This is a genomic window from Rhizobium sp. RM, from assembly GCF_013390595.1.
In the GTDB taxonomy this organism is placed as follows: Bacteria; Pseudomonadota; Alphaproteobacteria; order Rhizobiales; family Rhizobiaceae; genus Agrobacterium.
In genome coordinates this window covers 461,836-487,776 of sequence record NZ_JACAWV010000007.1, presented here as the reverse complement: position 1 = coordinate 487,776, position 25,941 = coordinate 461,836, and the positions used below count along the sequence as shown (strand labels likewise).

Annotated in this window: 23 protein-coding genes; 7 read left to right on the top strand and 16 right to left on the bottom strand. The window is 57.1% G+C overall.

Annotated elements, in window-relative coordinates:
• Nucleotides 1–17 precede the first annotated feature (17 nt).
• The gene (locus HWX89_RS06865; protein ID WP_138792224.1) at nucleotides 18–407 is read left to right on the top strand and encodes a nuclear transport factor 2 family protein; all 390 of its coding nucleotides are present in this window, start codon (nucleotides 18–20) and stop codon (nucleotides 405–407) included.
• Nucleotides 408–476: 69 nt separating this feature from the next.
• Nucleotides 477–1,463 carry a 3'-5' exonuclease gene (locus HWX89_RS06860; protein ID WP_502707589.1) on the top strand — a complete coding sequence of 329 codons (987 nt, stop codon included), beginning with the start codon at nucleotides 477–479 and terminating at the stop codon, nucleotides 1,461–1,463.
• Nucleotides 1,464–1,731: 268 nt separating this feature from the next.
• Here the strand turns inward: HWX89_RS06860 and dinB are convergent, their stop codons facing one another.
• The 4 genes from dinB to HWX89_RS06840 form a co-directional block, all read right to left on the bottom strand.
• Nucleotides 1,732–2,826, bottom strand: coding sequence for a DNA polymerase IV (gene dinB / locus HWX89_RS06855; protein WP_178340649.1), 1,095 nt, complete (start codon nucleotides 2,824–2,826; stop codon nucleotides 1,732–1,734).
• A 204-nt stretch (nucleotides 2,827–3,030) separates the two neighbouring features.
• Nucleotides 3,031–4,257 carry a metal-dependent hydrolase family protein gene (locus tag HWX89_RS06850; RefSeq protein ID WP_138792225.1) on the bottom strand — a complete coding sequence of 409 codons (1,227 nt, stop codon included), beginning with the start codon at nucleotides 4,255–4,257 and terminating at the stop codon, nucleotides 3,031–3,033.
• A 51-nt stretch (nucleotides 4,258–4,308) separates the two neighbouring features.
• Nucleotides 4,309–4,785 carry a GAF domain-containing protein gene (locus tag HWX89_RS06845; protein WP_138792226.1) on the bottom strand — a complete coding sequence of 159 codons (477 nt, stop codon included), beginning with the start codon at nucleotides 4,783–4,785 and terminating at the stop codon, nucleotides 4,309–4,311.
• A 71-nt stretch (nucleotides 4,786–4,856) separates the two neighbouring features.
• On the bottom strand, nucleotides 4,857–6,227 hold the full coding sequence (locus HWX89_RS06840) for an MFS transporter (RefSeq protein WP_138792227.1): 1,371 nt from the start codon (nucleotides 6,225–6,227) through the stop codon (nucleotides 4,857–4,859).
• Between the two features lie 101 nt (nucleotides 6,228–6,328).
• On the opposite strand from HWX89_RS06840, the gene HWX89_RS06835 reads away from it, so the two are divergent.
• The gene (locus HWX89_RS06835; protein ID WP_138792228.1) at nucleotides 6,329–7,252 is read left to right on the top strand and encodes a MurR/RpiR family transcriptional regulator; all 924 of its coding nucleotides are present in this window, start codon (nucleotides 6,329–6,331) and stop codon (nucleotides 7,250–7,252) included.
• Nucleotides 7,253–7,266: 14 nt separating this feature from the next.
• On the opposite strand, the gene nagA is transcribed toward HWX89_RS06835, so the two are convergent.
• The 10 genes from nagA to HWX89_RS06785 form a co-directional block, all read right to left on the bottom strand.
• Nucleotides 7,267–8,409 carry an N-acetylglucosamine-6-phosphate deacetylase gene (gene nagA / locus HWX89_RS06830; protein WP_246705117.1) on the bottom strand — a complete coding sequence of 381 codons (1,143 nt, stop codon included), beginning with the start codon at nucleotides 8,407–8,409 and terminating at the stop codon, nucleotides 7,267–7,269.
• A 1-nt stretch (nucleotide 8,410) separates the two neighbouring features.
• On the bottom strand, nucleotides 8,411–9,193 hold the full coding sequence (gene nagB / locus HWX89_RS06825) for a glucosamine-6-phosphate deaminase (protein ID WP_138792230.1): 783 nt from the start codon (nucleotides 9,191–9,193) through the stop codon (nucleotides 8,411–8,413).
• Nucleotides 9,190–10,050 carry an ROK family protein gene (locus HWX89_RS06820; protein WP_138792231.1) on the bottom strand — a complete coding sequence of 287 codons (861 nt, stop codon included), beginning with the start codon at nucleotides 10,048–10,050 and terminating at the stop codon, nucleotides 9,190–9,192. The genes nagB and HWX89_RS06820 overlap by 4 nt, the downstream gene beginning before the upstream one ends.
• Entirely contained in the window at nucleotides 10,047–10,724 is a 678-nt protein-coding gene (locus HWX89_RS06815) for an N-acetylmannosamine-6-phosphate 2-epimerase (RefSeq protein WP_138792232.1), read from the bottom strand. Before HWX89_RS06815 ends, HWX89_RS06820 begins: the two co-directional genes overlap by 4 nt.
• Before the next feature lie 76 nt (nucleotides 10,725–10,800).
• Nucleotides 10,801–11,724: a dihydrodipicolinate synthase family protein gene (locus tag HWX89_RS06810; protein WP_138792233.1), complete on the bottom strand. Its 924-nt coding sequence runs from the start codon at nucleotides 11,722–11,724 to the stop codon at nucleotides 10,801–10,803.
• A gap of 21 nt (nucleotides 11,725–11,745) precedes the next feature.
• Entirely contained in the window at nucleotides 11,746–12,591 is an 846-nt protein-coding gene (locus HWX89_RS06805; RefSeq protein WP_138792234.1) for an ATP-binding cassette domain-containing protein, read from the bottom strand.
• On the bottom strand, nucleotides 12,588–14,594 hold the full coding sequence (locus tag HWX89_RS06800; protein WP_210271305.1) for a dipeptide/oligopeptide/nickel ABC transporter permease/ATP-binding protein: 2,007 nt from the start codon (nucleotides 14,592–14,594) through the stop codon (nucleotides 12,588–12,590). The genes HWX89_RS06805 and HWX89_RS06800 overlap by 4 nt, the downstream gene beginning before the upstream one ends.
• Nucleotide 14,595: 1 nt before the next feature.
• Nucleotides 14,596–15,561, bottom strand: coding sequence for an ABC transporter permease (locus tag HWX89_RS06795; protein ID WP_138792236.1), 966 nt, complete (start codon nucleotides 15,559–15,561; stop codon nucleotides 14,596–14,598).
• Between the two features lie 133 nt (nucleotides 15,562–15,694).
• Entirely contained in the window at nucleotides 15,695–17,257 is a 1,563-nt protein-coding gene (locus HWX89_RS06790) for an ABC transporter substrate-binding protein (RefSeq protein ID WP_138792237.1), read from the bottom strand.
• A gap of 35 nt (nucleotides 17,258–17,292) precedes the next feature.
• On the bottom strand, nucleotides 17,293–18,015 hold the full coding sequence (locus tag HWX89_RS06785; protein ID WP_138792238.1) for a FadR/GntR family transcriptional regulator: 723 nt from the start codon (nucleotides 18,013–18,015) through the stop codon (nucleotides 17,293–17,295).
• A 213-nt stretch (nucleotides 18,016–18,228) separates the two neighbouring features.
• On the opposite strand from HWX89_RS06785, the gene HWX89_RS06780 reads away from it, so the two are divergent.
• The 3 genes from HWX89_RS06780 to HWX89_RS06770 all read left to right on the top strand — a co-directional run bounded on the left by HWX89_RS06780 (nucleotide 18,229) and on the right by HWX89_RS06770 (nucleotide 21,389).
• Nucleotides 18,229–19,359 carry an N-acetylneuraminate epimerase gene (locus HWX89_RS06780; RefSeq protein ID WP_138792239.1) on the top strand — a complete coding sequence of 377 codons (1,131 nt, stop codon included), beginning with the start codon at nucleotides 18,229–18,231 and terminating at the stop codon, nucleotides 19,357–19,359.
• A gap of 67 nt (nucleotides 19,360–19,426) precedes the next feature.
• Complete coding sequence (locus tag HWX89_RS06775; RefSeq protein WP_138792240.1) at nucleotides 19,427–20,404, top strand: Gfo/Idh/MocA family protein; 978 nt, start codon at nucleotides 19,427–19,429, stop codon at nucleotides 20,402–20,404.
• Between the two features lies 1 nt (nucleotide 20,405).
• Nucleotides 20,406–21,389: a Gfo/Idh/MocA family protein gene (locus HWX89_RS06770; RefSeq protein WP_138792241.1), complete on the top strand. Its 984-nt coding sequence runs from the start codon at nucleotides 20,406–20,408 to the stop codon at nucleotides 21,387–21,389.
• Between the two features lie 92 nt (nucleotides 21,390–21,481).
• On the opposite strand, the gene HWX89_RS06765 is transcribed toward HWX89_RS06770, so the two are convergent.
• The gene (locus tag HWX89_RS06765; RefSeq protein ID WP_138792242.1) at nucleotides 21,482–22,525 is read right to left on the bottom strand and encodes an SMP-30/gluconolactonase/LRE family protein; all 1,044 of its coding nucleotides are present in this window, start codon (nucleotides 22,523–22,525) and stop codon (nucleotides 21,482–21,484) included.
• A 392-nt stretch (nucleotides 22,526–22,917) separates the two neighbouring features.
• Here HWX89_RS06765 and HWX89_RS06760 point away from each other — a divergent pair, with 392 nt between their 5' ends.
• Nucleotides 22,918–24,840, top strand: a complete 1,923-nt coding sequence (locus tag HWX89_RS06760; RefSeq protein ID WP_138792243.1) for a methyl-accepting chemotaxis protein — start codon at nucleotides 22,918–22,920, stop codon at nucleotides 24,838–24,840.
• 90 nt (nucleotides 24,841–24,930) lie between these two features.
• Here HWX89_RS06760 and HWX89_RS06755 read toward each other — a convergent pair whose 3' ends face one another.
• A complete protein-coding gene (locus HWX89_RS06755) occupies nucleotides 24,931–25,830 on the bottom strand; it encodes a LysR family transcriptional regulator (protein ID WP_138792244.1) in 900 nt (299 codons plus the stop codon).
• Nucleotides 25,831–25,941 lie beyond the last annotated feature (111 nt).

Genomic DNA, 25,941 nt, shown 5'->3' with positions numbered 1-25,941 from the left:
CTCCAAGGAGAACCACAATGGCAGACATCGCTAAACTGCTGGAACGGAATCTTCAGGAGCTTTTTGGGGAGGGCGATGACGCCCTCAGCCAGAAAGTCGCCGAAGAAATTCTTCACGAGGATGCGGTCTTTATCGAGCCGCATGGGATTTATCACGGTCGCAATGAGATCGTTCGGATCGCCGGTGTCATTCGCGCCGCGCATCCGACATTCCGATATCAGACACTATCCGCCGCAGAGGTTCTGCATGAACAGGCGGGTCGGGTGAGATGGGTTGCGGGAGAACCGGGTGAAAAGCCCTCTTATGCCGGCACGGATTTCATCGTCGCTCGTAACGGAAGAATCGCCGCGATTTATCTCTTCTTCGACGGCCCTCATGATCCAACCGGCGCACCAATCCCGGGCTGATGCCGTCAGACAGCAGGAATGACGTCGGCGTGTTGGCGTGATAGAGCATCTCCTACGATGCGACAGGAAATGCTAGGCGTGCCAACACAGTTCGATATGTTTTCAGATGACCAGACACCGGTGCGGGGAAAGCCTGCCGCAGAGGGCAGGGTGAAAAAAACAACCGCCGCCGCAGTCATGGACGAGGGTGATATGGTTGCGCACCTGGCCGCAACCGGCCGGTACCGCATCTTGAAGAAACTCGAACCCCGGCAGACTGCTGCCAATGCCCGTTCCGAGTTTCCTCTGAAGGGCGTGATCCTGGACACGGAGACGACCGGCCTCAGCCACCGTAAAAACGAGATTATCGAGATCGGGCTGATCGCTTTCACTTTCGACGAACACGGTGCAGTCGGCGATGTCACGGGCATTTACGGCGGCTTGCAGCAGCCGAGCACTTCCATTCCCGCCGAAATCACGAAATTGACTGGTATCACCGATGAAATGGTTGCGGGCGAAGTTATAGACTTGCAGGCGGTGCAGTCATTGATTGATCCCGCAGATTTGATCATTGCTCACAATGCCGGTTTCGACCGTCCGTTCTGCGAGGCGTTCTCGCCGATCTTCGCCAACAAGGCCTGGGCTTGCTCGAATGCAGAGATCGATTGGTCGGCAAGGGGTTTCGAAGGCACCAAGCTTGGCTATCTGATTGGGCAGGCTGGTTTCTTCCACGATGGTCACCGCGCCGTGGATGACTGCTTTGCTTTGCTGGAAGTGTTAGACCGGAAAGTCGATGCGGTGAGTTTGACGCCTTTTGGTGAGCTTTATCGGGCGAGCCAGCGCTCCCGAGTTCGGATTTTTGCGGAAAACAGTCCCTTCGAGATGAAGGACCATCTGAAGGCGCGTGGTTATCGCTGGTCCGATGGCAGCGAAGGCCGCCCCAAATCCTGGTGGATCGAAGTCGACGAGACGGATCTGGAACCTGAGCTTCATTACCTTCGGACCGAAATATACCGATATTCGGAAGCTGACCCGTTAACGAAGCGGTTGACTGCCTTCGACCGTTTCAGGGCGTGATTGCCTTAAATCATGCACGGTTTTCTGGAGCTTTGCATTTTGCGCATGGCTGCGCTGCGGTCTGACCCCTAACGGGATTTCCGGGATGCTGTATATATCAACTCAACGAAGCGATGTACCTCCTCCCACAGAGCTTCGGGTTTCAGGCGACCCACTCCTCCTCCCAGGGAAGCCTGAGGGAACAGCGACACTCCTCCTCCCAGTCGCTGTTCGGTTTTTTTCGAAAGCCTGCCGCACCTCCTCCCGCGGCAGGCTTTTTCGTTTATGGCTACAGATTGAAATCAAATTGCGGTTGATACTGGGTATCGTGCTGGTCTGTTTCCGTTGAGAGTGATGATAGTGTTACCCCGAGCAAGCGTATAGAGTGTCTGAACGGATGGACGCTGGTCAACAGCGCAGACGCAGCCTCGAATATATCCACGGTATTGGCGAAGGGAAGGGCGCCGGTCCGGCTGCGGGTGGCTTGGGTAAAGTCGGAATATTTGATCTTCACCGTCACGGTTTTTCCGCTGATCTCTCTCTCTACGCAGTAATTCCATACCTTGTCGACAAGCGGCCGCAACTCAGCAATTGCGAGTTCGAGATCGTCGATGTCTTTTACGAATGTGTCTTCGGCGCCAACGGATTTGCGAACCCGATCCGGTTGAACCTGGCGGTCATCGATGCCACGGGCAATGCCGTAAAAATAGGCGCCTGACTTTCCGAAGTGCTCAGTCAGAAACACCAGCGACTTTGCCTTGAGATCGGAACCGGTCTCAATGCCAAGCCGGTGCATTTTCTCGGCTGTCGCCGGTCCCACGCCGTGAAATTTCTTCACCGCGAGCTGCTCGACGAATGCGGGGCCATATTTTGGCGTGATCACCGCCTGTCCATTCGGCTTGTTGAGATCAGATGCCATCTTGGCCAGGAACTTGTTGTAGGAAATGCCTGCCGATGCATTGAGCCCGGTAACGGATTTGATCTTTGCGCGGATTTCCAATGCGATCTCACTTGCGATCGGCATTGCCTTCAAGTTCTCGGTGACGTCAAGGTAGGCTTCATCGAGAGACAAGGGCTCAATCAGAGGCGTGTATTCTGCAAAAATCGCGCGAATTTGCTGTGAGACAGCGCGATATACCTCAAATCGCGGTTTCACGAATATGAGTTCAGGGCATTTGCGCGCTGCGGTGACAGAGGGCATGGCGGAACGCACGCCAAATTCCCGGGCTTCATAACTTGCTGCTGCAACGACGCCGCGTGCGGCAGCACCTCCGACCGCGACCGGTTTGCCCCGCAATTCAGGATTATCCCGTTGTTCCACGGAGGCGTAAAACGCATCCATGTCGACATGGATGATCTTTCGGATCTCGGTAACGTCATTCATTGCGGTCTTGGCAGCTTAGCCGTCTCAGGCGGCATGATGTGGAAACAAAGAGGGAACATACTCTCGGTTACCGGAGATCGCAACGCTTAACCGCGAAATCGAATGCCCAATATGTCAGGGCAGGTTTATTGAGTGGATTTAAAAAGCTGAAGCAGATGCGGAACATGTTTCCGCATCTGCAGGTGCAACACCAGTGTCACGAGATCAGGATGTCTTGACGAATTCGCCGCCCTTGATGATGAACGGCATGTGGCGGCCCTGACCGGTCAGCAGAGAGAGGTCTTCCAGCGGGTTGCCATCGACCACGATCAAATCGGCGAACGCGCCAGCGGCAACGGTCCCGAGCTTGCCCTCATAACCAAGCGCCTTTGCCGCATCGAGCGTGGCTGAGCGGATGACGTCCGCAGCCGGCAGATGTTCGCCTCTGAGGACAAACTCTTCGGACTGATGTTCGTGCATCTCGCCCAACAGGTCGGTGCCGTAGATCATCGTCACGCCCGCTTCATGCAGAACCTTGAGTGCGTTGAAGCCGGCGCTGCGAACATCTTCAATCTTGGCAACCGACACAGGTGGCAGACCGAGTGAAGCGCCATCCTTGGCCAGGCGATCATAGACAATGTTGGTGGGAACCACGAACGCACCACGTTCTTTTGCCAGTTTCGCTGTCTCAGGCGTGATCAGGTTGCCGTGCTCGATCGATTTTACGCCGCATTCGATAGCGCGGCGGATGGCAGCGTCCGTATAAAGATGCGCGGCAACATAGGTTTGAGCGTTTTCTGCCTCCTCGACGGCAGCGAGCAATTCTTCGCGAGAAAAGCCGAGGTTGGCGATCGGGTCAGTTGGCGATGATACGCCGCCATTTGCCATCAACTTGATGAACTGTGCGCCAGCCTTGATTTCTTCGCGGGAGGCGCGACGAACTTCGTCAACACCGTCGCAGATGCGGCCCAGCGCACCGAGTTGATCGGGGTAATGCTCAACGGATCTACGGTTGAAGCGGCCGCGATAATCGGTGTGACCACCCGTCTGAGACAGCGCCTTGCCACAGATAATCAATCGCGGGCCAATAATCGTTCCTTCGTCCAGGGCCTCAACAAGGCCGTGGTCAGCACCACCGAGATCGCGGACCGTGGTAAAACCGCGCATCAACATCGCTCTCATGATGTTGGCGGAACGTAGTGCCACCAGTGAATTCGGCAGATCCGCATTGGCGCCGAGATCGAGCTTGGTGGCAATGACGTGCACATGTCCGTCGATCAGGCCGGGCATCACGATCTTGCCGGCGAGATCGATGATCGTATCGGCATGTTCGCTCACGCCGCTGCGGACCTCAACGATCAGCTCGTCTCGGATCAGGATGTCGACCAAATCCGTTGGCTTATCCTGCGATCCGTCGACCACGCGTGCATTTTTCAAGAGAACTGTTGTCATTGGTATAAGCTTTCAATCGAATGTCTGGGAATGCGGGATAGGCGCCAGCGGCTAGGATTGGCGTGCGGCCTGAAGAAAATAGGGGACAAGCCACGGGGCGAGAGCCTCGACGCGGGCAACGTGGGTTTCGTCATAACTTCCGGCGCGGTGTGTCAGGTTGATCGTACCGATGCACGTTCCATCAAAGATGACCGGAACGTTGATCTGCGTGCCGCCACCAAGGCTGGCGATCAGTTCGTGATCGAAAAACGCCCATTTCAGGCCATCCATGTCCTTGGCCAGAAAGCTTTTCTGTTCACCGATCACATGTCGGCCCCAAGGTGTGTCCGTCATCGGTTTGCGACCGGAAACGGGATAATGCTCGGTGTCGGAAGAGTAGATGCGCACAACCTCGCCGCCATCGACAGCAAGCAGGGTGAACAGGATATGGCCGACCTCGCGCTGCAGCAACGAATCGAGAGCCTGGAAGAAGGGGTCCGGCTGATTTGCCTTTTTCATCGCCTCGTAGAGGTGCATGTCAGTTTGCATCACAGATATCCTTTTGTAATCTTGGGAGCGGCCAACGCCGCCCCCTTAATCGAGATCAGGAAACGTCCTGCTCAGTTCGAACTCGCGGCAAACTCTTCCGCTTCGATTTCTTCTAACGACCGGTTCTTCGTCGGAATGCCGAGCACGAGAACCGACAATGCGCCAACAAAGAGGATTACCGTCGTCATTCCGAACACGCCGGCGAATCCGCCGATCGGGTAGACAGCGCCGACCAGGATCGGGGCGGCGATGCCGCCAATGCGGCCGATTGCAGATGCCGTACCGACGCCGGTTGCACGGATGCGGGTCGGGAACACTTCCGGCGTATAGGCATATTCGCCAGCGGCCACGCCGTTGATGAAGAACGAGAGCGTCATGGCAAGCGCGATGACCTGCGTGTCGCCGGTGGCAAAGGCCAAGGAAAGAGCCGAGATCGCGGCGAGCGCCATGTAAAGGACGATCGTGTATGGGCGACCGATCTTTTCGCAGAGCCATGCGGCGGTAAAGTAGCCGGGGATCTGCGCGGCATAGATCAGGATCGAGAACGAGAAACTTTTGGTCATCGTCATGCCACGCTCAACGAGCAGGCTCGGAATCCATGTCATGAATGCATAGATGCTGAACGTAACCGATACCCAGAGCAGCCAGGTCATGATGGTAATGCGCAGGAAACGCGGCGACAGCAACGCCTTGAAGTTTGCCATCAATGATGTGTTGGGGGTGGAGGCGACCTGCGGAGTGGAGGTGACCGGCGGCAGGGACACGCCACGTGCAGCATAATCCTTTTCGATCGCTGTGACGATTTCATGTGCTTCTTCGTGACGGCCCTGGCTTTCCAGCCAACGCGGCGATTCTGTCAGACCACGGCGCCACCACAAAACGATCACGACCGGCATGGCCGTAACGATAAGGGCATAACGCCATCCGTCATCCGAGGCCGGTACCAGGAGATAACCCAGCACTGCGGAGATCACGAAACCGAACGAGAAGAATGCTGCAAGTGATGCGGTAAACCGGCCGCGATACTTGGCGCCAACGAATTCCGAGAGGAACGGCGCAATGATTGCAGCTTCGGCGCCCATGCCGATGCCACCGATGACACGGAGCGCAAAGAACTGGTGCCAATCGTTGACGGCAGCGCCTGCAAGGCTTGCAAGGCAAAAGAGGACTAGCGCCCAGAGCATGACGTTCTTGCGGCCGTAACGATCACCGATCGCCCCGGCAATCAGCGCGCCGATCAGAAAGCCGACGTAAGTACTGCTTGCCAGATAGCCGACCTGAAGGCTGGTCAACTGCCACTGCGCACGCAGGGCCGGAAGCAGGAAGGCAATAATGCCCGCGTCCCAGGCTTCAAACATGTAGCCCAGGCCGCCCATCATCAGCAGCTTATATTGGAAGCGTCCGACTGGCAGCCTCTCAAGTCTTGCAGCAGTATTATACATTTTTGGTCCCCGATATATGGTATGACCGCGTCCCGCACATGTGGCGGATCGCAGGCGCGCTGTTTTGTCGCGCAACATTTTTTGCACGGGATGATTTGATAATGCAATACGCAAAAAACGCTGCAGACACTTTTGCAGAGTCCCTGGAGGACTGGTTGCGCAACCTTGACGAGAGATATTCTCTCACTCCGGCAGCCCATGAAGTGGTGCAAGCCGTCATCAATGATCCTCGTCATGCCTCGTTTGCATCTGCTGCTGACCTTGCGCAGAAAGCCGAAGTCAATGTCGCCACCATCACTCGAACAGCGCAGAGCCTTGGTTTTTCGGGGTGGCCGGACTTGCGTCAGGAAATCCGAACCCGGTTCATGAGCAAGCTGTCGGCACCCGAAGTCAGCGTTGTTCATCAACAAGAAAGCGGAGCCGACCGGCCATTTGACGCGGCACTCAACCGACAGATTGAACAGTTGACCGCGTTGCGCAGACGCACGGACAGGCAATCTGTCCGGGACGTTGCAAAAGTTATTGCAGGCGGAAAGCGTCGCATCGTGCTTGGCTCAGGCAGTTTTGCATCAATCGCCAATATTCTCGCGCACCACGCGACTCTGTGCGGTTATCGTATGGAACTTGCGACAGACGGCGTAATGATCGCAAATGCGTTGGGCGACGTCAAAGAGGGCGACGTCGTCATCATTGTGACCTTCTGGAGGCTCTACAATTCTGCCATCCGGGCGGCTCGCCAGGCGAAGGCGAGGGGAGCAACCACCTGCATCATCACCGATGCAGCCGTCGATGCGCTGACTGAAAACGGCGACTATGTTCTCCTGGCGCCGGCGGAAAGTACATCCTTCTACACAACGATCATTCCCGGCATCAGCCTGGTTGAAGCAATCTCGGCGGAACTGGGAGCGCTCGATCCTGATATGAGCGCGCGCTCCATCGCAAGTTTCGAAGAGCAGTGGCAGGATCAGGATCTGCTGTTCACGAAAACGGCTCCGATGGCAGGAAAACCGTTTGATACGCTTTGAGAGCTGTCAGGATTTCAGGTCGCCTCATTCCGCATCAGGAGATTGCCTTGCGTCACCACGCCGGTTGCATTGAGGTGTTCGTCAAAAAGGCTGAGGTTTGCCGAATATCCTGAGGCAATACGGCCGAACCTCTCCTCGAGGCCAAGCGCTCGCGCCGGATTGACCGTCGCCATCTGCAAGGCTGTCACCGCATCAACACCTGTGAGCCTGATCAAGGTCTGGAGCGATGTATCCATGGCAATATGGGCACCCGCCAGGGTGCCGTCTGCGCTTGTGAGACGACCATCAGCGAGGGAGATACGTCGACCATCCAGATCGAATCCGGACGATGTGCCTGACAAAGTCATCATCGCATCCGTCACCAGGCAAAGCCGGTCAGCGGCGGAACGCACGGACATTGTCAGGGCTTGCTCGCCGACGTGGAAGCCGTCCGCTATGATGCCGGCGAACAGCCGATTGCCACCCAGGACCTCTGATACGATGCCGGACACGCGACTGGCTGGCGCAGGCATTGCATTCCAGAGATGAGTAGCGCCGCTGATTTTTGTCAGATCGGCCTGCGTTGCTTCCGAATGCCCCGCAAAAAGGATAATGCCGCTCGCAGCGAGACGCTCGAGATGACTTGCGTTTTGGCACTCCGGCGCAAGTGTCAAAAGAATAACACCCGGAAAATCTCGGGCCTGCTGCTCCAGGGCGAAGACATCCTCTTCCTCAAGCGGCCGTATCGCCGAGGGGTCGTGAATGCCCGGTCTTGCTGGCGAAAGAAAAGGCCCTTCAAGATGGATGCCGATCAGGCCGGGAACGTCTGAGGAAATCGCCTTTCTCACAGCGTCGATCGCATTGAGATAGGACTGGCCATGCGCGGTGATGAATGTAGGAAGAATGGAAGCGGTTCCGCCCTGACGAGCGCCCCAGGCAATTGTTGCCAATGCTTCCGGCGATGGCGAGAAATTGAACTGTGTATCCGCTGCGCCGTTTATCTGGATGTCGATCATGCCGGGACTTGCAACAGCGACCCTGACGGCGTTGCCTGTCAAGCGGTCCTCGTCTGAGGTTGCTTTGACCGATTTGATTTGGCTATCACGAACAACAATCGTCTGATTGCCAAGAAATGACGGCGAAACACCGTCATAAAGGCGGTCGCAGAGGATGAGCATGTCAGTCAAAGCGTGTAGCCTCCCCGTTGGGATGCACGTGATGATAATAATCTGTCAGGCGCAGTTTTGAAGACGCCGCGACATCCAGAATGACTGTTGTGTGAGGATGTAGCTGAAGGGCCGATGCGGGGCAGATCGCTGAAAGTGGACCCTCGACCATATCCGCGACAGCTTGCGCTTTTTCAACGCCAGTGGCGAGCAAAAGGCATTTCTGCGCATCGAGAATGGTACCGATTCCCATCGTGATCGCGTAACGGGGCGTCTCTTCGTCTGCTGAAAAATACTGCCTGTTTGCGTTTCTGGTGTTTTCAGTCAGTGTTTTAACGCGCGTGCGCGAACCCAACGACGATGTGGGTTCGTTGAAGCCGATATGCCCGTTCTGACCGATGCCCAGGAGTTGCAGGGTAATGCCACCGACTGCGCTGATGCGTTCCTCGTATTCCTTGGCTTCGGTGTTTACGCACTCCGGTTTACCGTGCGGCAGATGAGTGCGAGTTTCATCAATGTCGATTTGGTTGAAAAGCGCCTCGCTCATATAGCTATGGTAGGAGCAGGCGTGTTCAGGTGCTATCCCGACATATTCATCGAGGTTGAATGTCGTGACCTCGGCAAAGGACAGGCGTCCGTCGCGATGGAGGTCAACGAGACGCTGGTAGAGCGGGAGCATGGTGCCACCGGTTGCAAGCCCGAGTACGGCTTCTGGGTGCGCGGCAACATGTGCCGAAATCACGTCGGCTGCGCGGTTTATCGCCGCATCGCGGTTCGGACAAATGAGAACTTTCACTCTTTTTCTCCTTGGGTCAAAAGGACGCCGAGAAGCGCACTGTCATGGCCAAGTGCGGCTGGCACGACAGCGACGCGGAATAGCTCCGGCTCCGTTTCCAGATTTGACAGGACACGTTGCAAATATCCCGGAGCAAGCCCGACACTTCCGCCGAGTGCAACGCGATCAAGTCCGAAAATCGCGTTCAGGTCGGCACAAAGCCTTGCGATGGCTCCCGCAGAGCGATCAATGGCTGCACGCGCGAGAGGAGTGTCGGCTTCAAATGCGGCCTTCGCATCCGCCGTTTCGGCAGCACGTGCAATGGCGCGGCCTGACGCGGTCGACTCCACCGTTCCCGTACGGCCCGAGCCGCAAACGTCCCTTCCAAGCGGGCTCGACACAAAGCCAAGATGCCCAGCCAATCCATTCGTGCTTTGAACCGGACGACCATTGAGAACGATACCGCCGCCGACGCCGGTGGATACGGTGAGATAGGCAAAATGATCGACACCCTTGCCGGCTCCCAGTTTTGCCTCCGCCAAGGCCGCCGCCGCGGCATCATTCATGACGCTGACATTGTTTCCGAACCTGTGACGCAAGCTTTCAAGCAGGTTTTCGCCGCCAATCTGCGACAGTGTTCGAGCATTGACAGCCTGCCAACGTCCCGCAGCATCGACACGTCCAGCGACTGCAACGCCAAGCTTGTCTCCAGTTTGGAAACCCAGTTTGCCTAGCAGTTCAGCCATCATATCGATCTGTTGGCTGATGGTTGCATCACCATTCGTCGGTGCCTGCAAACGTGCGTCGACCCGGCCGGCGATGACACGTGCAACGGCGGTTTTGGTGCCGCCGAGGTCAATAGCGTATCCTTCGATCATGGCGTTACCCGCACAGCATCCGCGAACCAACCCGTGACGACCTCAAGCCTTGTCAGAGCGCTTCCGACCGTTACCGCATCGGCTCCGGCCTGCATTGCGAGAGCGGCAAGACCGGGAGAGTTGATACGGCCCTCGGCCATGACGAAACCGGATCCAAGGGTCTTGAAGGCGCCGATCAGGTCGAGATCGGGGCCTTCGTTGAGGTTTTGGGTTTCAGCCGTGTAGCCTGACAATGTGGTCCCGAGGATGGAAGCGCCTGCGGCAAGAGCTCTCTGTCCATCTTCGAGCGTAGCGCAATCTGCCATGGCGAGGCGTCCCGCTGAAAGGATCGCCGCGAGAACCTGTTCGCGGCTGTCGGTACGCTGTCGCGGCGTGGCGTCATAGGCAATGATATCGGCTCCCGCTTCGACAAGTGCGAGCGCGTCGGCTTTCGTCACGGTGATGCGTACAGGGCTGTCGGGCAGGTCAGTTTTGACAATGGCGATGACAGGTACATCGACAACCGGACGCACGGCACGGAGATTGTCGACACCCTCGATCCGCAATGCGACGGCACCTCCGGCAACTGCAGCCCTGGCCATGGCCGCGACGATTTCCGGCCGGTCCATTGGGCCATCATCAACCGGCTGGCAGGATGCTACCAGTCCACCACGCATTCGTTCCAAGATGTTCATGTTCATTTCGAGGTACCTGTCGATCTCAAGTCAGCGGACGGGCGCGAACCGTGTCGCGCCCGTATGGTCTTGCTGCTTATTTCAGCAGGCCGACGTCTTTCAGAATTGTGTTGATACGGGCAAGAACAGGCGCGTCGAGTGGCTTGATCGGCGCGGTCATTGTTGGCGTTGAAAGCAGCCCGATAGCCGCCATCGCTGCCTTGAATGCGCCTACGCCTGCTGCGTCACCGGAGCGTCCTGTCGGGCAAAAGACGATTTCAAACAGCCGGTTGAGGTATTCCTGTTCGGCGATTGCAGCCTTGACGTCACCGGACTTGGCCGCGTTCCACAGGCGGACATAGGCGGCAGCGTCAACATTGGCGAGACCCGGAACGGCACCGTCAGCGCCAACCAGTGCCATTGCATCAACGACGACCTCATGACCGGTGAATAGTGCAAGCGGGTGTCCTGCGGCTTCGTTCATGGCAATCAGGCGACGGAAACCGACGTCGTCGCCGGAGGAATCCTTCACGCCGACCAGAACGCCTTCGGTGCCGAGATCGACCAGAAGCTTCTGGGAAAGCTTGCGGTGGACGCGCACAGGAATGTCGTAGGCGAAAAGAGGGGCGTCGATGGCTGAACGGATGGCTCTAAAATGATCCGCGATCTCGCCCTCGTCACTGATGGCATAGATTGGCGCCGTCGCGACGATTGCATCAGCACCGGCATCCAGCAATTTGCGCGCGCTTTCGGCCACACGCGCGGCGGTCAGATCTATGGCGCCAGCGATCACTGGAACGCGACCGGCCGTCGTACGGCAGACGGCTTCGACGATAGCGATGCGATCGGCATCCGTCAGATAGGCAACCTGACCGGTCGAACCGAGCGGGAAAAGGCCGTTCACGCCAGCGGCGATCAGATGCTCGACCAATTTCTCCAGATCGGCATAGTTCACGCTGCCGTCGGCATTCAGAGGGGTGACAATCGGAGGAATGATTCCGTGGAAGGATGTATGGGTCATGGTGATCCAGATTTTGTGTGGTTAAAGAGGAGTGGGAGCACTGAGGGGCGCATGCAGCAGGCTGGGTGCGGCCTCCAGAAGCGTTTTCGTGTAGGCTTGGCTTGGAGTGTCCAGGACCTGATTGCTGGGACCGAATTCCACGATCTTGCCATTGCGCATCACGGCGATTTCATCCGAGATGTGGCGCACTGTTTGAATGTCGTGCGATATGAAAACCATACCCAGTCCGAGCTCTCGCTTCAGATCCTGTAGAAGGTTCAGGATCTGCGCACGTACCGAGACGTCGAGAGCCGAGGTTGGTTCGTCGGCAACAATGATCTGCGGCTCAAGCGAAAGTGCCCTGGCGATGGCGACACGCTGGCGTTGTCCGCCCGAAAGCTGAGCGGGGATGGCATCCAGCACCGACTGCGGCAGGCCAACCAGCGATACAAGCTCCGATACTCGGGAGCGACGGCTCGCTGCATTGCCGATACCATGGACCTCAAGTGGGTCTGTCAGCGCGTCGCGCACCAGCATTCGTGCGTTGAGGGCGGTCGCTGGGTCCTGAAACACGACAGAAACAAGACGTCCCATACGTCGACGAGTGGCGGCATCGAAGCGACGGACCGGTTGGCCGTCAAATAAAACCTCACCCGAACTCGGCTGTTGAAGGCCGATCAGCACTTTGGACGCGGTCGATTTGCCAGAACCGGATTCGCCGACGATGCCGAGGGTCCGCCCCTTGTATACGGCGAAAGACACATGATCGACCGCACGAACAAAAACGGGCTTGGAGAATGTTGTGGCCCGGACTCCGAAGTCGACACAGACATCGCGCAATTCGATGACCGGTTTTACCGCACCTTGTGAGAGGGATTGGATACTCATGCGACGTCCTCCTTCGGTGCGATCGGGTCATCATCTGGATGGGCGGCATAAAAGTGTCCGGTCTGGCCAACCTGTTTCATGACAGTGATCACACCGGCGTTGCGCAACGGATTTGACGAACGCGGAGCAAACCGGTTACCGGGCGGAAATTCACTGGGAGAAGGGACAGTGCCGCGTATCTGGTGAAGTCTCTCAGCACCGGCTTCGATGCTCAACACAGCGCCCAGCAGACCACGGGTATATTCATGAACCGGCTGCGCGAGCACGTCGCGGCTTGGGCCTTGCTCAACCATCTGGCCGGCATACATTACTGCGATACGGTGGGAAATCTCCGCGACCAGAGCCAGATCGTGCGACACGAACACCATGGCAAAGCCCAACTCTCGGCGTAGCTTGTCGAGAAGCTCGATAACCTGCTTCTGCACGGTTACGTCGAGTGCGGTCGTCGGCTCGTCGGCAATGACCAGTTTTGGATCTCGGGTCAGTGCCATGGCGATCAACACGCGCTGCCGTTGGCCGCCGGAAAGTTCGTGCGGGTAGGAATTCAGCGTGCGTTCCGGATCGAGGCCGACGAGTTCGAGCAGGTCTTTGGCACTGCGGGTGCCGCCTCGCACCGTGAGCTGCTTCATCTGAGAGCGGATCAGCATCGCTGGATTGAGCGACGACAGCGCATCCTGGTAGATCATTGCAATACCTTTGCCACGCAGGGCATTGCGTTCACGCTCCGTCATTGTCAGGAGATTGCGACCTTCAAAGAGGATTTCGCCTCGGATGCGTGCCTTGGGGTCCAGCAAGCCCATGATGGCGAGCGACGTGATGGACTTGCCGCAGCCCGATTCACCGACGAGAGCGAGCGTTTCGCCAGGCCGCACGGAGAAGGAAACGTTGTCCACCACATCGACATTGCCATGCCGTGGGAAGGCGATGCTGAGATTTTTCACCTCGAGCAATGGCTGTTGTTCGCCTTCAAAATGCGGGCGATCGCTACGGGCGCGTTCGACTGTGCGTAAAGCGTCAAGACGTTGCTGTAGAGAGGCAGGCTCGTTGAACGAGGATGAAGAATGGGTGCGGTCGGGTTGCTGTGCCTGAAAGTTGTCTGTGGCAGCAGCAACTGTTGCTGCATTCACTTTCGAGCGGGCGCGCGGTGCCGCCATGGCATCGGTCATGCCTTCTGCCAGAATATTGAGGGCCAGAACAGTCACGGTAATAAGTGCGCCGGCGAAGAAGGTCGGCCACCAGGCTCCCGACATCACGAGTTGGCGGCCTGCCGCCATCACGTTGCCCCAGGAGGGCTCCGGATCTGGGACACCGGCCTGGATGAAGGAGAGCGAAGCTTCGAACACGATTGCGTCGGCGACAAGTACGGTCGCAAAGACCAGGATAGGGGCCAGACAATTGCGGGCGACGTGCTTGATGAGAATACGTGGCGTCGATGCGCCCATGACCCGCACTGCGGCCACATAGTCCTCACCGTATTGGCCGATAATATTGGCGCGGATGACGCGCGTTAGCTGCGGGGTGTAGAGGAATGCGATCGTCAGGATCAGAACCGGAAGAGATTGCCCAAAGACGGTGACGAAAACGACGGCCAATGCAATTCCGGGGAACGACATGATCATGTCCAGGACGCGCATCAGCGCCTCCTTTACCCACCAGCTTGCGGTGGCCGCGATTGCGCCGAGAACAGATGCCACTAGCAGCGCGACCACTGTCGCTCCGATGCCGATGATCAGAGAATAGCTTGCGCCATAAAGCAGTCGGGAGAATACGTCTCGGCCCTGCCGGTCGGTGCCAAACCAGTAGGTTGCGTCTGGGGCGGAAGGGCCACGTGTCAGTCCGGTTGCCAGCGGATCGTGTGTGGCGACCAGGGGGGCCAGAGCCGCCATCAGAAAGATGAACAGCAGGATGGCCAAAGCGATTTTTGAGGCAGCCGGGAGCTGGCGCAGGCCCGACAGGCGCGAGCCGGGTGTCGAAAGCCTTTCTGTGAGTTGAATTCTAAGCACTTCAAACCGTCCTGATACGCGGGTTGACCAACACATAAAGCAGGTCGACAGCGACATTGATCACCACAAAGGCGAGCGCTACGGTTAACGTTACGCCTTGCACGAGATTGGGTTCGTTATTGGTCACGCCATTCATGATGAGCATGCCCATGCCATTGATGTTGAATATGATTTCGATGACGACGGCACCTCCTAGAAGGTAGCCGATGCGCAGGCCAAGCACGGTAATCGGTGTGATCAGGGCGTTGCGCAGGACATTGCGTGCCACCACGACGCGCCGCGGTATCCCGGCGCCAAGAGCAGTGCGAACATAGTCACGGTCGAGTTCTTCGACCATCGATGTGCGCACGACACGCGAGAGTTGGCCGATGACCGGCATGGCCAAGGCAAAGGCTGGCAAAAACATGCGTAATAACCAGCCACCAAAATTGTCCGTCATAGCTGGTAGCTTTCCGGCGACCGGGAAGATCGAGAACAATCCAACCTTGTGGCCGAGCACCTGGATCAGGAGGATCGCCAACCAGAAAGATGGGGTAGACAGCGACGCGATCGACAGCAGGCGAATGGCCTGATCGGGCCAGCGATCGCGATAGACCGCCGCAACGATGCCGAGCATCAGTGCGAAGCCGACGGCGATGATGAGGCCAAGAAACGTCAATTGCAGCGTGACGGGGAAAGCACGGGCGATCTCGTCGATGACAGGCAGTTGGCGGGCCGAATATGTCCCCAGATCGAGTTTCGCCAGTCCGGTCAGAAAGGTCACGTAGCGGGTGGGCAGAGGATCATCAAGACCATGGGCGGCACGATACTCAAGCCGCGCTTCCAGGGAGGCGCCTTCACCTAATGCGGTGATGGCTGGGTCCACCTTCGAAAACGACATGATGAAAAACACGAGAAATGTGATCCCGAGGATCATGATCGGCAATTGCACGAGACGGCGACCGATAAGGCTCAGCACTTTTGACATGCCAAACTAGCTCCTTCGCAAAAGACAATAGAGATCACCGCAGCAACACTGCCGATGCCGGGCCAAGCGCCCGCCCTATGTCGAAGAGTTGGCAATTCAGGCGCCGGGTTTTCCAGCGCCTGAACGTGCCGGATTATTGCTTGACGCCAACGCCAAGGAAGGAAAGGCCGGTCGTCGGCACCGGTGCAAAGCCTTCCAATTGCTCGGCGTCCCATGCGGTTGGCAACTGGCGATGGAAGAGTGGGTAAAGCGGGACCTCTTCAGAAAGAAGGTCGAACGCCTTGTTCCATTTTTCTTGCTGATCGGTCCCGGTCAGCCGCTGTGCTTCATTCAGGAGACCAGTCAGTTCGCCGTACTTGGCGCTTGCGGACCACTGGAAGCGCTTGGTCGGCCAGATATTGTCGCCATACCACCATTGCATTAGAATATCAGGATCGTTGCCAAAGACCGAGGGGTCGCCAGGCGCGATCATGACCTGCATCTTGCCGGCATCGACTTTGGTGTACTGGCCACCGGACTGGCCGATATCGAGCGTGGTGTTGAACCCGACCGCGTCAAGCGACTCCTTGATGATCGGCGCCACGTCCTTGACCCAGCCATGGTCCGTGCTCATCAGTGTGATGTCTAGTTTCGGCGTGCCGGCTTCAGCCAGCAAAGACTTGGCCTTATCAGGATCATAGGTGTAGACGGTCGAAGCCTGGTGGTAGTTCGGATGCGTTTTCGGCAGGAACGATGTTGCTGCAGTCGCATTGTCAAGCATACCCGTGCCGATGATCTTGTCCATGTTGAGCGCATAGAAGAATGCCTGGCGGACACGTACATCGTCGAAGGGTTTGGCGGCCGTGTTGAACATGGCAAACAGCAGTCCGAAAGACTGGGTCTTTTCGAGCGTTGCCGCTGCGGCCACTGCATCGGCGTCGACATAGGGCACATCTTCCATGGCTATAACGGTGCCGGAGGTCAGGGCGTTAACGCGTGCGGTCGGATCAGCGATCAGGTTCCAGACCATCTCCTTGGCAAGAGCCGGGCGAGGGCCGGTATAGGCATCATTGCGGGTGAACACGATCTGCGCTTCAGGGACGGCTGAGACCAGCTTGTAAGGGCCGGACCCGATGGGCAGCTTGCCAAACCCGTCCGCGTCCGCTTCCACAGCAGCCTTCGGTACGATCTTCACCGAACCCAGCCGCTCGTTGAACAGCGAGAACGGGAATTTGGTCGTGATCTTCACCGTATCCGCAGAGACGACTTCGACCTTGTCGATGAAGGATACGAAAGAGCGGAACAGCGATTTCGACGCGGGGTCCAGAACACGTGTGAACGAAAAAACCACGTCATCTGCCGTGACAGGGGCGCCGTTATGGAAAACAGCGTCTTTGCGCAGCTTGATGGTGTAGGTCAATCCATCCTGGCTGGTTGGCATTTCAGCAGCCAGAGCCGCGTAGGGTTTGCGTGTTACAGGATCAAGATCGACCAGACCTTCAAAGACATGCCAGTTTGCTGCCTGTGTGACGGCACCCGACGCATTCAAGGGATCGAACGTTCCAGACAAACCGTAAGCAATTGCAACCTGGATCGTTGCATCCGGATTTGTCGTGGCCGATTGCGCCAGCGCACCCGTGCTGCCAATCAAGTAGGTTGAGGCAAGTGCTCCTGCCACAAGGCAAAGGGCGCGGCGTGAAATTGCAAACGTTGTCATTGGTTCCCCTTTTTTTTGGTATTGAAGTCCGGATGTCATTTTCCAGTCGGCGGCGTCTTGTTGTGTCGGATGACGCGTTCGATACCGTCGTAGTGTTTATCGAGCTGCTCCTTGGCCGCCTTGATGTCGCCAGCCTCTATGGCGTCGACGATTGCCGCGTGCTCGCGCCAAGTTTGCATTGGGTCGGCGTTGCTCAGGTTCACGAAGTCGGATGCCTTGTAGAAAGCGAGCCAGAAGACTTCGAGCAGCCGCAACAGGATTTCATTTTCCTGGCAGCGAAATAACAGTTGGTGGAAGAGCCTATCCTCATCGGGGAAGCTTTCGCCCTTTTCTGCCCGCTCACGCATCCTGTCGAGCGCATCGCGCAGTTCCTGGATGTCACGGGGTGTGATGCTGGCTAAAGTCTTCTCGATCAGTCCGACCTCAAGGGTTCTGCGAATGATGATGACTTCTTCAATCTGCTGCAGGGCGCTACCGAGGCCGTAGGCAAGATTGTCGAGCAATGGCTCGAATGAAAACGCCTTCACGAAGACGCCAATACCCCGGCGCGATTCAAGCACGCCGACAGATTCAAGCGCCTTGATGCCTTCTCGGACGGAGTTGCGGCTGACTCCCAGTTGTTGTGCAAGTTCGCCTTCAGGAGGCAGTGGAGAGCCGGCTTTCAGATTGTTGTCGTCGATATAGCTCCGAAGGCTCTCCTGCACCGATACGTGCAACAGCGGCGCTTTCTGCAGGGGCTTTATCGTTTTCAGGCTCATCGTCTGTCTCCAGGGTTGGTTGGCTTCGGCTGAAACCTACCCGTTGCTCGTTAATTATCCACTTGTAGGATATCTGTCAACAGGATATTGGGTCTCTATTGTCGGCGGAGCGAAACCTCTATCCCAAGGGGCTTCCTCGAGTGCGGTTGGGATCTGAGTGATTTCCACCGTGGCAAATCGATATTTGAAGCAAAGCAGCAGCAAGAGGACGCGATGAGAGCAGTGTTACCGGATACGAAATCCGCGCCGGAAGAAACCCCACAACTGACCGCGTCGCACACTTCAGGGAAATGGCCGGATCTACCCGTGGCGGTCAAAGGTGGAATTGGTGTTCAGTTTGACGACGTCGCCTATGTCGGTCTTGGTTCAGCAGGTCGAGATCTCTATTCACTTGATCTGAAAAATCCTGAAGCAGGGTGGAAAGGGCGAGCCCCCTTTCCCGGTGCGCCGACAAACGGTGCGGCTGCTGCGGCAAGTGGCGGCAGGATTTTCGTATTCAGCGGCAATGGAAAGGAGACGCCGGGCGCCAAGTCCGCAATCATCTTCGACTGCGTTCATATCTACGACCCTGCAGACGATAGCTGGAGCAGAGTGGAAACGCGCACACCGGTCGGTCTATCTGGTGCAAAAGCGCTATCACTGTCTGACGGCCGCATTGCCATTGTCGGCGGATACAACAAGCAGCTTTTCGACCGATATCTCGCTGACCTCTCGGTTCTGGACAAGGACACGAACCCGCTGGAATTTGATCGACTTGTACGCAGCTACATGAGCATGGCGCCGGACGAGTATCGCTGGAACGGTGACGTGCTTTCCTATGATCCCAGGACGAATTGCTGGGGTTTGCTTGGGCAAAATCCGTTTCCGCCGAACTGCGACAGCGCAGCGGTGACGATCGGGCAGGATGATTTTATCCTCGTCAGCGGCGAGGTGAAACCGGGTTTGCGAACGGCAGCGGTCAAGAGCGTGTGTTTCAAAGAAAACCTGTGCGACTGGCGACAACTGACAGATCTGCCGAAGCCAGCCTCGGACGAGGTGCAGGAGGGATTGGGCGGCGCTTTTGCCGGTTATGTCGGAAAGCAGATTCTGGTTGCCGGTGGCGTCAACTTCAAGGGCGCTCGCGTAAACGCCGATGCCGGCAACTGGTATGCGCATGAAGGCCTCACCAAAAGCTGGCGTGACGAAATCTACGCATTTGACGGCAAGGACTGGCGTGAAGTTGGAAAACTCCCGCATGGCCTCGCTTACGGCATTTCTTTTTCCGTGCCCGACGGAATGCTGATCGTCGGCGGTGAGGATTGTACAGGCAATGCGCGCGCAGAAGTCTTTGTTGTCAACGTCTGAAACGGGTCTTGGCAGACGATAACAATCAATCTGAACGACAGATATCAACAGCAAATTGGACGGAACGATGAAGCTGGCCTTCTTTGGGGTGGGACATTGGCATGCAGCGATGCATGCGGAATCTGCGCGGGCATCCGGTGCGGAGATTTTGACGGCATGGGATGCGGACGTTGCGAAAGCGGAGAGATTTGCGGATACCTACGGTGCAAAGGTCGTCAGCAGCATTGAAGAGGCGCTGCAACAGGAACCCGATCTGGCTGTCGTCATGGGCAAGCCTTTCGAAATGGCAGATCTTGCCCGGCAAATGATTGCCATCAAAATGCCGATCCTGATTGAAAAACCTGTTGGCGTTTCGGGACAGGTTTTGAAACCGATTGTCGATCTGGCGGAGGAGACTGGCGCTTTTGTCGCTGTCGCGCTGGCGCACAGCTACAGCCCGCTTCTTGAAGAGTTCCGAAAGCTGAAGGAAGACGGGCGACTTGGACCGGTTTCCCATTCCCATTTCCGCCTGATCAACGGTCCTCCTCAGCGATATGTCGACGACGGTTGTGCATGGGTACTGGACGAGGCGATCAGTGGCGGCGGGGCATTGCGAAATCTCGGTGTCCACGGTGTCAACGCGTTCATCGATGTGGTGGGCAATCAGAAAATCGACGTCGTGAGTGCGTCTTTCGGACCCAAAATGCACGGGACAGCGGTCGAAGACTATGCCGTGGTGATCCTGCGTGCCGAAGATGGCAGCATCGGCATGGTCGAAGCCGGATACACCTTTGCGTCAATGAGCAGGGGGATTTTCGAATGGCGTGTTTCAACGCGCAATGCGAGCCTTTGTGATCGCGGTGATGTGCTGGAGATCGTCACGCTGGATGACGGTTGCGTCCGCGAAGTTCAAGCAACGCCGGTTGCCAGACGTTACGACGCCATGATGGCGAAAACGATCGAGCGGTTACGCGATGGCGGCGAGCCGGCTGTAACGCTCGCGCGCCACTGGCGCGCGATGGACATTATCGACAGATGCTACGCGTCTGCAGGCAGGGAAAAGTAAGATGCTGCAGGTTGGAATTATCGGTGCCGGTCACTTCGGCGCAGAACATGCGCGTGCCTTGAAACACCTGTCCGGTGTCCGGCTGGTCGCGTCTTGCCGTAATGACCCTGAAGGACTTGCTGCATTTACGGCAGAGTTCGGCGGCAAGGCCTATCTCGACTGGCGCGATCTGCTGGCCGATCCGGATGTCGATGCTGTTGTCATTTCGTTGCCGCATCATCTTCATGCCGAGGTCGCGATTGCGGCAGCAGATGCGGGCAAGCATCTCATGGTGGAAAAGCCGTTGGCCCCGAATGTGGTCGATTGTGTCAGGATCATCGAGGCGGCCGACAGGGCCGGGGTTATTTTGATGCCCGGTCACACGATGCGCTTCACCTTGCCGTTCCTGACTGCGAAACGCGCAATGGAAGAAAATGGCCTGGGTGCAATGCGATTTGGCCACAGCCGCATGATCAAGTTCTGGATGGAGGAAAACCGCCGGCAATGGCATCTTTCACCGGAAATGGGTGGTGGCATGCTGTTTACTGCGGGAATTCATGCGCTCGACAGATTGTTGGCTTTCGCACCAACCCCCGCCACTCATGTCAACGCGATCTCGACCACCGCCTTTCACCAGCAAGCGGCTGATGACGCGGCGCTCCTGCTGCTCAATTTCGGCGGAGCGGCTGCCGGACAGTTGACGAGCATCGGCTTCAGCAATGGCGCCTTCATTTCCGGGGACGAACTGATCTGTGAAAACGGCGTGATTGTCGTCGACTTCTTCAAGGGGGTTTCGCTTGGACAAGGCAATAAATGGCGCATGCTGGAAAACGCTCTGGAAGAAAATGGCGGCGCCAGAGCTCTGGTTCGTCAATGGGAAGATTTTTTGGGCGCTGTGAAAGATAGAAAGATGCTGTCAGTTACCGGACAGGATGGCCTGCATGTTGTTGCCTGCATAGAGGCCGCGTTCGTCGCGTCGAGAGAACGAAGGGAAGTCGCGATTTAGTTCAGGCTTTCTGTCGGCGCCGTGTCGATACGTGAGAAGGGTCGGTCCTTTGCCAGGACCGGCCCTTCTTATTCTAATGGGCAGGCGTGCTGTCAGACAGCGCCGCGGGTCTCGACGTAGAGTGCATAGACCGAGTGGCTGCTCGCCATGTAAAGACGGTTCTTCTTTGCACCGCCAAAGACGAGGTTCGGGCAACGTTCCGGCAGCTTGATGAAGCCGATCGCCTTGCCTTCAGGGTTGAAGACCTTGACGCCATCAAGGTCTTCCGGCTTTGCACCGGGCGCACCATTGGTTCCCCAGCCGCACCAGATGTTGCCGTCGATATCGACCTTGATGCCATCAAGGCCGCCATTGTCATCAGCCGTAACCAGAGCTGTCTTGTTTGACAGTTCCACGCCATCCTTGCCGACGTCATAAGACCAGATGATGCGATGCGGAGCTGCACGGCCTTCGACGATGTAGAGCTTCTTTTCATCCGGCGAAAACGCTAGGCCGTTGGGGCCTTTCAACTGATCGGTGACGAGATCCAGTTTGCCTTCCGGCGAAATGCGATAAACGGAATGTGGTAGCTCAGGCGTCGCCTTTTCGCCTTCCCATTCACCACCGATGCCAAAGGGGGGATCGGTGAACCAAAGCGAACCGTCCGATTTGCAAATGATGTCATTCGGTGAATTCAGCTTCTTGCCGTTGAAGTTGTCGGCCAGCACCGTGATGGAACCATCGTATTCCGTGCGCGTCACGCGACGGGTCAGATGCTCGCAGGACACGAGGCGACCTTGCTTGTCGCGGGTATGACCATTGGTGTAGTTGGCGTTATCGCGGAACACGCTCCAGGTCTCGTTGGCCTCATCATATTTCATGATGCGGTTGTTGGGGATGTCGCTGACGAGCAGATAGCGACCATCGCCGAACCAGACCGGTCCTTCTAGCCAGCGTGCGCCTGTTGCAACTTGCTCCAGGGTGCTGGAGCTGATGCGGTATTTTGCAAAGCTCGGATCAAGAATCTGGACTGCAGGGTCCGGGTAACGTGCGTTCGGTTGGAACGGCATCGCCTGTGCAGAGGCAAGCTTTGTTGTAACGCCTGTTGCCACGGCAGCAGCAGATAGCGCGAAAATATTGCGGCGTGTAAAATCCACGGAAAAGTGCCCTTCAAGATGATTTTGATGTCATATCAATCTGCCCGCATAGGGGGAGCCTAGAGCATGGCCCGGGGCGGAATTAACGGCAGTCTATTGTGCGCTGCAACATGACGTGTGTGCTGACCTCTCTCCATAGTTAAGCAGTTCGGAACGCCGCATTACAAGATTTTGTAAGAGGTTGATATTTTTCGAAAAGGCCATGTTGCATCGCAATAAAAGTAAGATTTTCTTATCACAATTCTCCTAGCGTCCGAGCCAGGACATATCGATCGATCCCGGTCCCTCGCGCGCATGATGTGCGCCGCCTGCTGCGGCGGTTCCTGCATTCCTTTCCCGCCTGACGTGTTGCAAAGCGTGCCGTCTCTTCAGCGCCGCTCTGAGGTTTTCCGATGCTGCAAAATTTAAAGATCAAGACCAAGTTTCTGATGACAATCGCCATTCTCGGCGTGATTTCGCTTGCTGGGCTGCTGTATGTTACGCACAGTTTCAGTGCTGCAAATCAGGCATATGGCAACTTCCTGCAAAATGAGAGCAATGCTGCGACCTTCGGTCCGCGTGGTGCCGCAGGCATGTGGACAGCGACGACGTGGCTTAGCCGTGCGTTGGCGCAGGACCCGGCATCACCCGCATTCAAGGATCTTTCCGCCCGTTTCACCAAGGAAATTGCCGGAGCCCGCGACCGGCTCGCGCAAATCCCCGGTATCGTTCCAAGCCGCAAGGCGGCAATCGATGAATTGATCGCCGGTGCCGATGGTCTGAAGGCGATTGGGGAAAACCTTCTTGCGGCGCACACGGCAGGCGATGAAGTCAAGGTTGCGGATCTCTCCAGCAAGCTTGACCAAGCCATTGTCGATCTCTCCCCGAAATTTGGCGCCAACAACGGCGCAATGGCAGAAATCCTCAATAGCGGTGCAAAGCGGCTTTCTGACGAGGTTTCCACGACGATCCTCTATGCGATCGTTGGCATGCTCCTCGGCATTGGTCTTGCGGTCGTTCTGGCAATGGCGATTGCCCACAAGGGTATTACGGCGCCGATGGCGCGCCTGCGTGAACGCATGGTGTCTCTTGCCGCCGGCGAAACGGATGCCGAGGTGGTCGGCCTTGATCGCAAGGATGAAATCGGTCAGATGGCCGAAGCTGTCGCGATCTTCCGCACCAACGCCCTTGAGCGCAGCCGCCTCGAGCGCGAAGCCGAAGACAACCGCAGCCTTTCCGAGCGCGAGCGCATCGAGCGCGAACAGCAGCGTGCCCGTGAAGCATCGGAAGTCAAATTCGCTGTCGAAAGCCTTGCGGAAGGCCTGAGCAATCTCTCTGACGGCAATGTCGTCTACCGTATCGAGAAGCCGTTTACCGCCGTTCTCGATGGCGTCCGCAACGACTTCAACGCGTCGGCCAGCAAACTTCAGCGGGCGCTGGAGCAGGTTGCCGAAAATGCGCGCAGCATCGAGGCCGGTTCGTCCGAAATCCGATCCGCTGCCGATGATCTTGCCAAGCGGACTGAACAGCAGGCCGCGTCTGTCGAAGAGACTGCCGCTGCACTCGAAGAAATCACAACGACGGTCAAGGATGCAGCTCGCCGCGCCCATGAGGCAGGCGTGCTCGTCACCCGCACCCGCGCCGGTGCCGAGAAATCCGGCGAGGTCGTCCAGAATGCCGTCAAGGCAATGGAGCAGATCGAGAAGTCGTCGGGTGAGATCAGCAACATCATCGGTGTCATCGACGATATCGCCTTCCAGACCAACCTTCTTGCTCTGAATGCCGGCGTTGAAGCCGCTCGCGCCGGTGATGCTGGAAAAGGCTTTGCCGTGGTTGCTCAGGAGGTTCGGGAGCTTGCCCAGCGTTCCGCCAATGCTGCCAAGGAAATCAAGGCACTGATCAACAATTCGAACCAGCAGGTCCAGAGTGGCGTGGAACTGGTCGGGGCAACCGGTGTGGCGCTGGAAAGCATTGTTGCCGAGGTGCAGGAGATCAACCGTCACGTGAACGCAATCGTTGAATCGGCTCAGGAACAGTCGTCCGGCCTGCAGCAGATCAACACGGCCGTCAATGCTATGGATCAGGACACGCAGAAGAACGCTGCCATGGTGGAGGAATCCACGGCAGCAAGCCACGGCCTCGCACGCGATGCCGCTGCGCTGAATGCTCTGCTGTCGCAGTTCAAGCTCTCGACCCGTTCTCAATATGCGGTACGTCCGGCAGGTCAGCAGGATGCACCGGCAGCCTCTCCAGCCCGTAGTCTCGCGCGCAAGGTTGCATCTGCCTTCTCGGGCAACGCCGCGCTCGACACGTCAAACGATTGGCAGGAATTCTAAGCGGATCAATCGGGCGAATAAGCTCCAGCAGATCAAAAAGTGCACGCCGCGACCAGCAGGTCGCGGCGTTTTCGATTGCGAAACTGAAGCCTATGGATGCCGGCCGGGATCAATCTGAGATGCGATGATGTCACGTATTTCCGGTAGCAAGGGATTGCGATTGTCTGGGCTCCAGATGGCATGAAGCTCTGCCGTGCATTCCTCTCGCATGTCCATCGCGCGAAAGACAATATTGTCGAAACAGGCGTTCTGAGTGCCCGCGGGGACCACCGCCAGGCCGATCCCAGCGCTGACGAGTGAGAGAATGGCCTGTGAGTGGGTCATGCTTTGAACGATACGGGGTGTGATACCATTTTCCGTCATCACCTTGTTCAGCTTCTCATGCAGATATCGCGCTGCCGGCGAAAACATGATGAAAGCTTCGCCACTCAGGGATGTCAGTGAAGGCCGCCGTTTGCTTGCAAGCGGATGTGCGCGTGGGATGGCCAGCATCATGGGCTCTCGCTCGACACACAGGCTCTGGAGATGATGGCTGCCGCTGAGTGGGCGTGAAAGCCCAAGATCAACCTCACCAGAATTGATGGATTGAAGCTGTTCGGCCGTTTCCATTTGCACCAGTTCAAGATCGATATGGGGGGCTGCGGCGCGGGCCTGAGCAATGAAGCGCGGGAGAAAGCTGTAAGTGGTGGCGCCCACAAAAGCGATTTTTACCGTACCGACGTTGCCGCGCGCGATCCTTCTTGTTGCCGTTATCGCCGAGTTGCCGAGCTCGAGAAGTTTCTGTGCCTCAATCAGAAATGCCATGCCGGCAGGCGTCAGGACCACGCGTCTGCTGCTTCTTTCAAAAAGAGTGACGTCAAGTTGCTGCTCAAGCAACTTGATTTGCCGGCTGAGTGGCGGCTGGGTGATGTTCAAGCGTTTTGCCGCACGGCTGAAATTCAGTTCCGTTGCAACGACGACAAATGAGCGAACCTGTGTCAAATCCAGCATCTATTCAAATCCGGTATAGATATCCAACAATAAACAACTTGGACTTAAATTGATCGCGGCGCTATCAGTCAAGGAAAGAGATCCCCGAGTGGGGAGCGAAGCGAGGTGATG

Bases quoted from the DNA above. Each gene is read 5' to 3' on its own strand.
- HWX89_RS06865 (WP_138792224.1), top strand. From the start codon at position 18: ATGGCAGACATCGCTAAACTGCTGGAACGGAATCTTCAGGAGCTTTTT.
- HWX89_RS06860 (WP_502707589.1), top strand. From the start codon at position 477: ATGCTAGGCGTGCCAACACAGTTCGATATGTTTTCAGATGACCAGACA.
- dinB (WP_178340649.1), bottom strand. From the start codon at position 2,826: ATGAATGACGTTACCGAGATCCGAAAGATCATCCATGTCGACATGGAT.
- HWX89_RS06850 (WP_138792225.1), bottom strand. From the start codon at position 4,257: ATGACAACAGTTCTCTTGAAAAATGCACGCGTGGTCGACGGATCGCAG.
- HWX89_RS06845 (WP_138792226.1), bottom strand. From the start codon at position 4,785: ATGCAAACTGACATGCACCTCTACGAGGCGATGAAAAAGGCAAATCAG.
- HWX89_RS06840 (WP_138792227.1), bottom strand. From the start codon at position 6,227: ATGTATAATACTGCTGCAAGACTTGAGAGGCTGCCAGTCGGACGCTTC.
- HWX89_RS06835 (WP_138792228.1), top strand. From the start codon at position 6,329: ATGCAATACGCAAAAAACGCTGCAGACACTTTTGCAGAGTCCCTGGAG.
- nagA (WP_246705117.1), bottom strand. From the start codon at position 8,409: ATGCTCATCCTCTGCGACCGCCTTTATGACGGTGTTTCGCCGTCATTT.
- HWX89_RS06820 (WP_138792231.1), bottom strand. From the start codon at position 10,050: ATGATCGAAGGATACGCTATTGACCTCGGCGGCACCAAAACCGCCGTT.
- HWX89_RS06815 (WP_138792232.1), bottom strand. From the start codon at position 10,724: ATGAACATCTTGGAACGAATGCGTGGTGGACTGGTAGCATCCTGCCAG.
- HWX89_RS06810 (WP_138792233.1), bottom strand. From the start codon at position 11,724: ATGACCCATACATCCTTCCACGGAATCATTCCTCCGATTGTCACCCCT.
- HWX89_RS06805 (WP_138792234.1), bottom strand. From the start codon at position 12,591: ATGAGTATCCAATCCCTCTCACAAGGTGCGGTAAAACCGGTCATCGAA.
- HWX89_RS06795 (WP_138792236.1), bottom strand. From the start codon at position 15,561: ATGTCAAAAGTGCTGAGCCTTATCGGTCGCCGTCTCGTGCAATTGCCG.
- HWX89_RS06790 (WP_138792237.1), bottom strand. From the start codon at position 17,257: ATGACAACGTTTGCAATTTCACGCCGCGCCCTTTGCCTTGTGGCAGGA.
- HWX89_RS06785 (WP_138792238.1), bottom strand. From the start codon at position 18,015: ATGAGCCTGAAAACGATAAAGCCCCTGCAGAAAGCGCCGCTGTTGCAC.
- HWX89_RS06780 (WP_138792239.1), top strand. From the start codon at position 18,229: ATGAGAGCAGTGTTACCGGATACGAAATCCGCGCCGGAAGAAACCCCA.
- HWX89_RS06775 (WP_138792240.1), top strand. From the start codon at position 19,427: ATGAAGCTGGCCTTCTTTGGGGTGGGACATTGGCATGCAGCGATGCAT.
- HWX89_RS06770 (WP_138792241.1), top strand. From the start codon at position 20,406: ATGCTGCAGGTTGGAATTATCGGTGCCGGTCACTTCGGCGCAGAACAT.
- HWX89_RS06760 (WP_138792243.1), top strand. From the start codon at position 22,918: ATGCTGCAAAATTTAAAGATCAAGACCAAGTTTCTGATGACAATCGCC.
- HWX89_RS06755 (WP_138792244.1), bottom strand. From the start codon at position 25,830: ATGCTGGATTTGACACAGGTTCGCTCATTTGTCGTCGTTGCAACGGAA.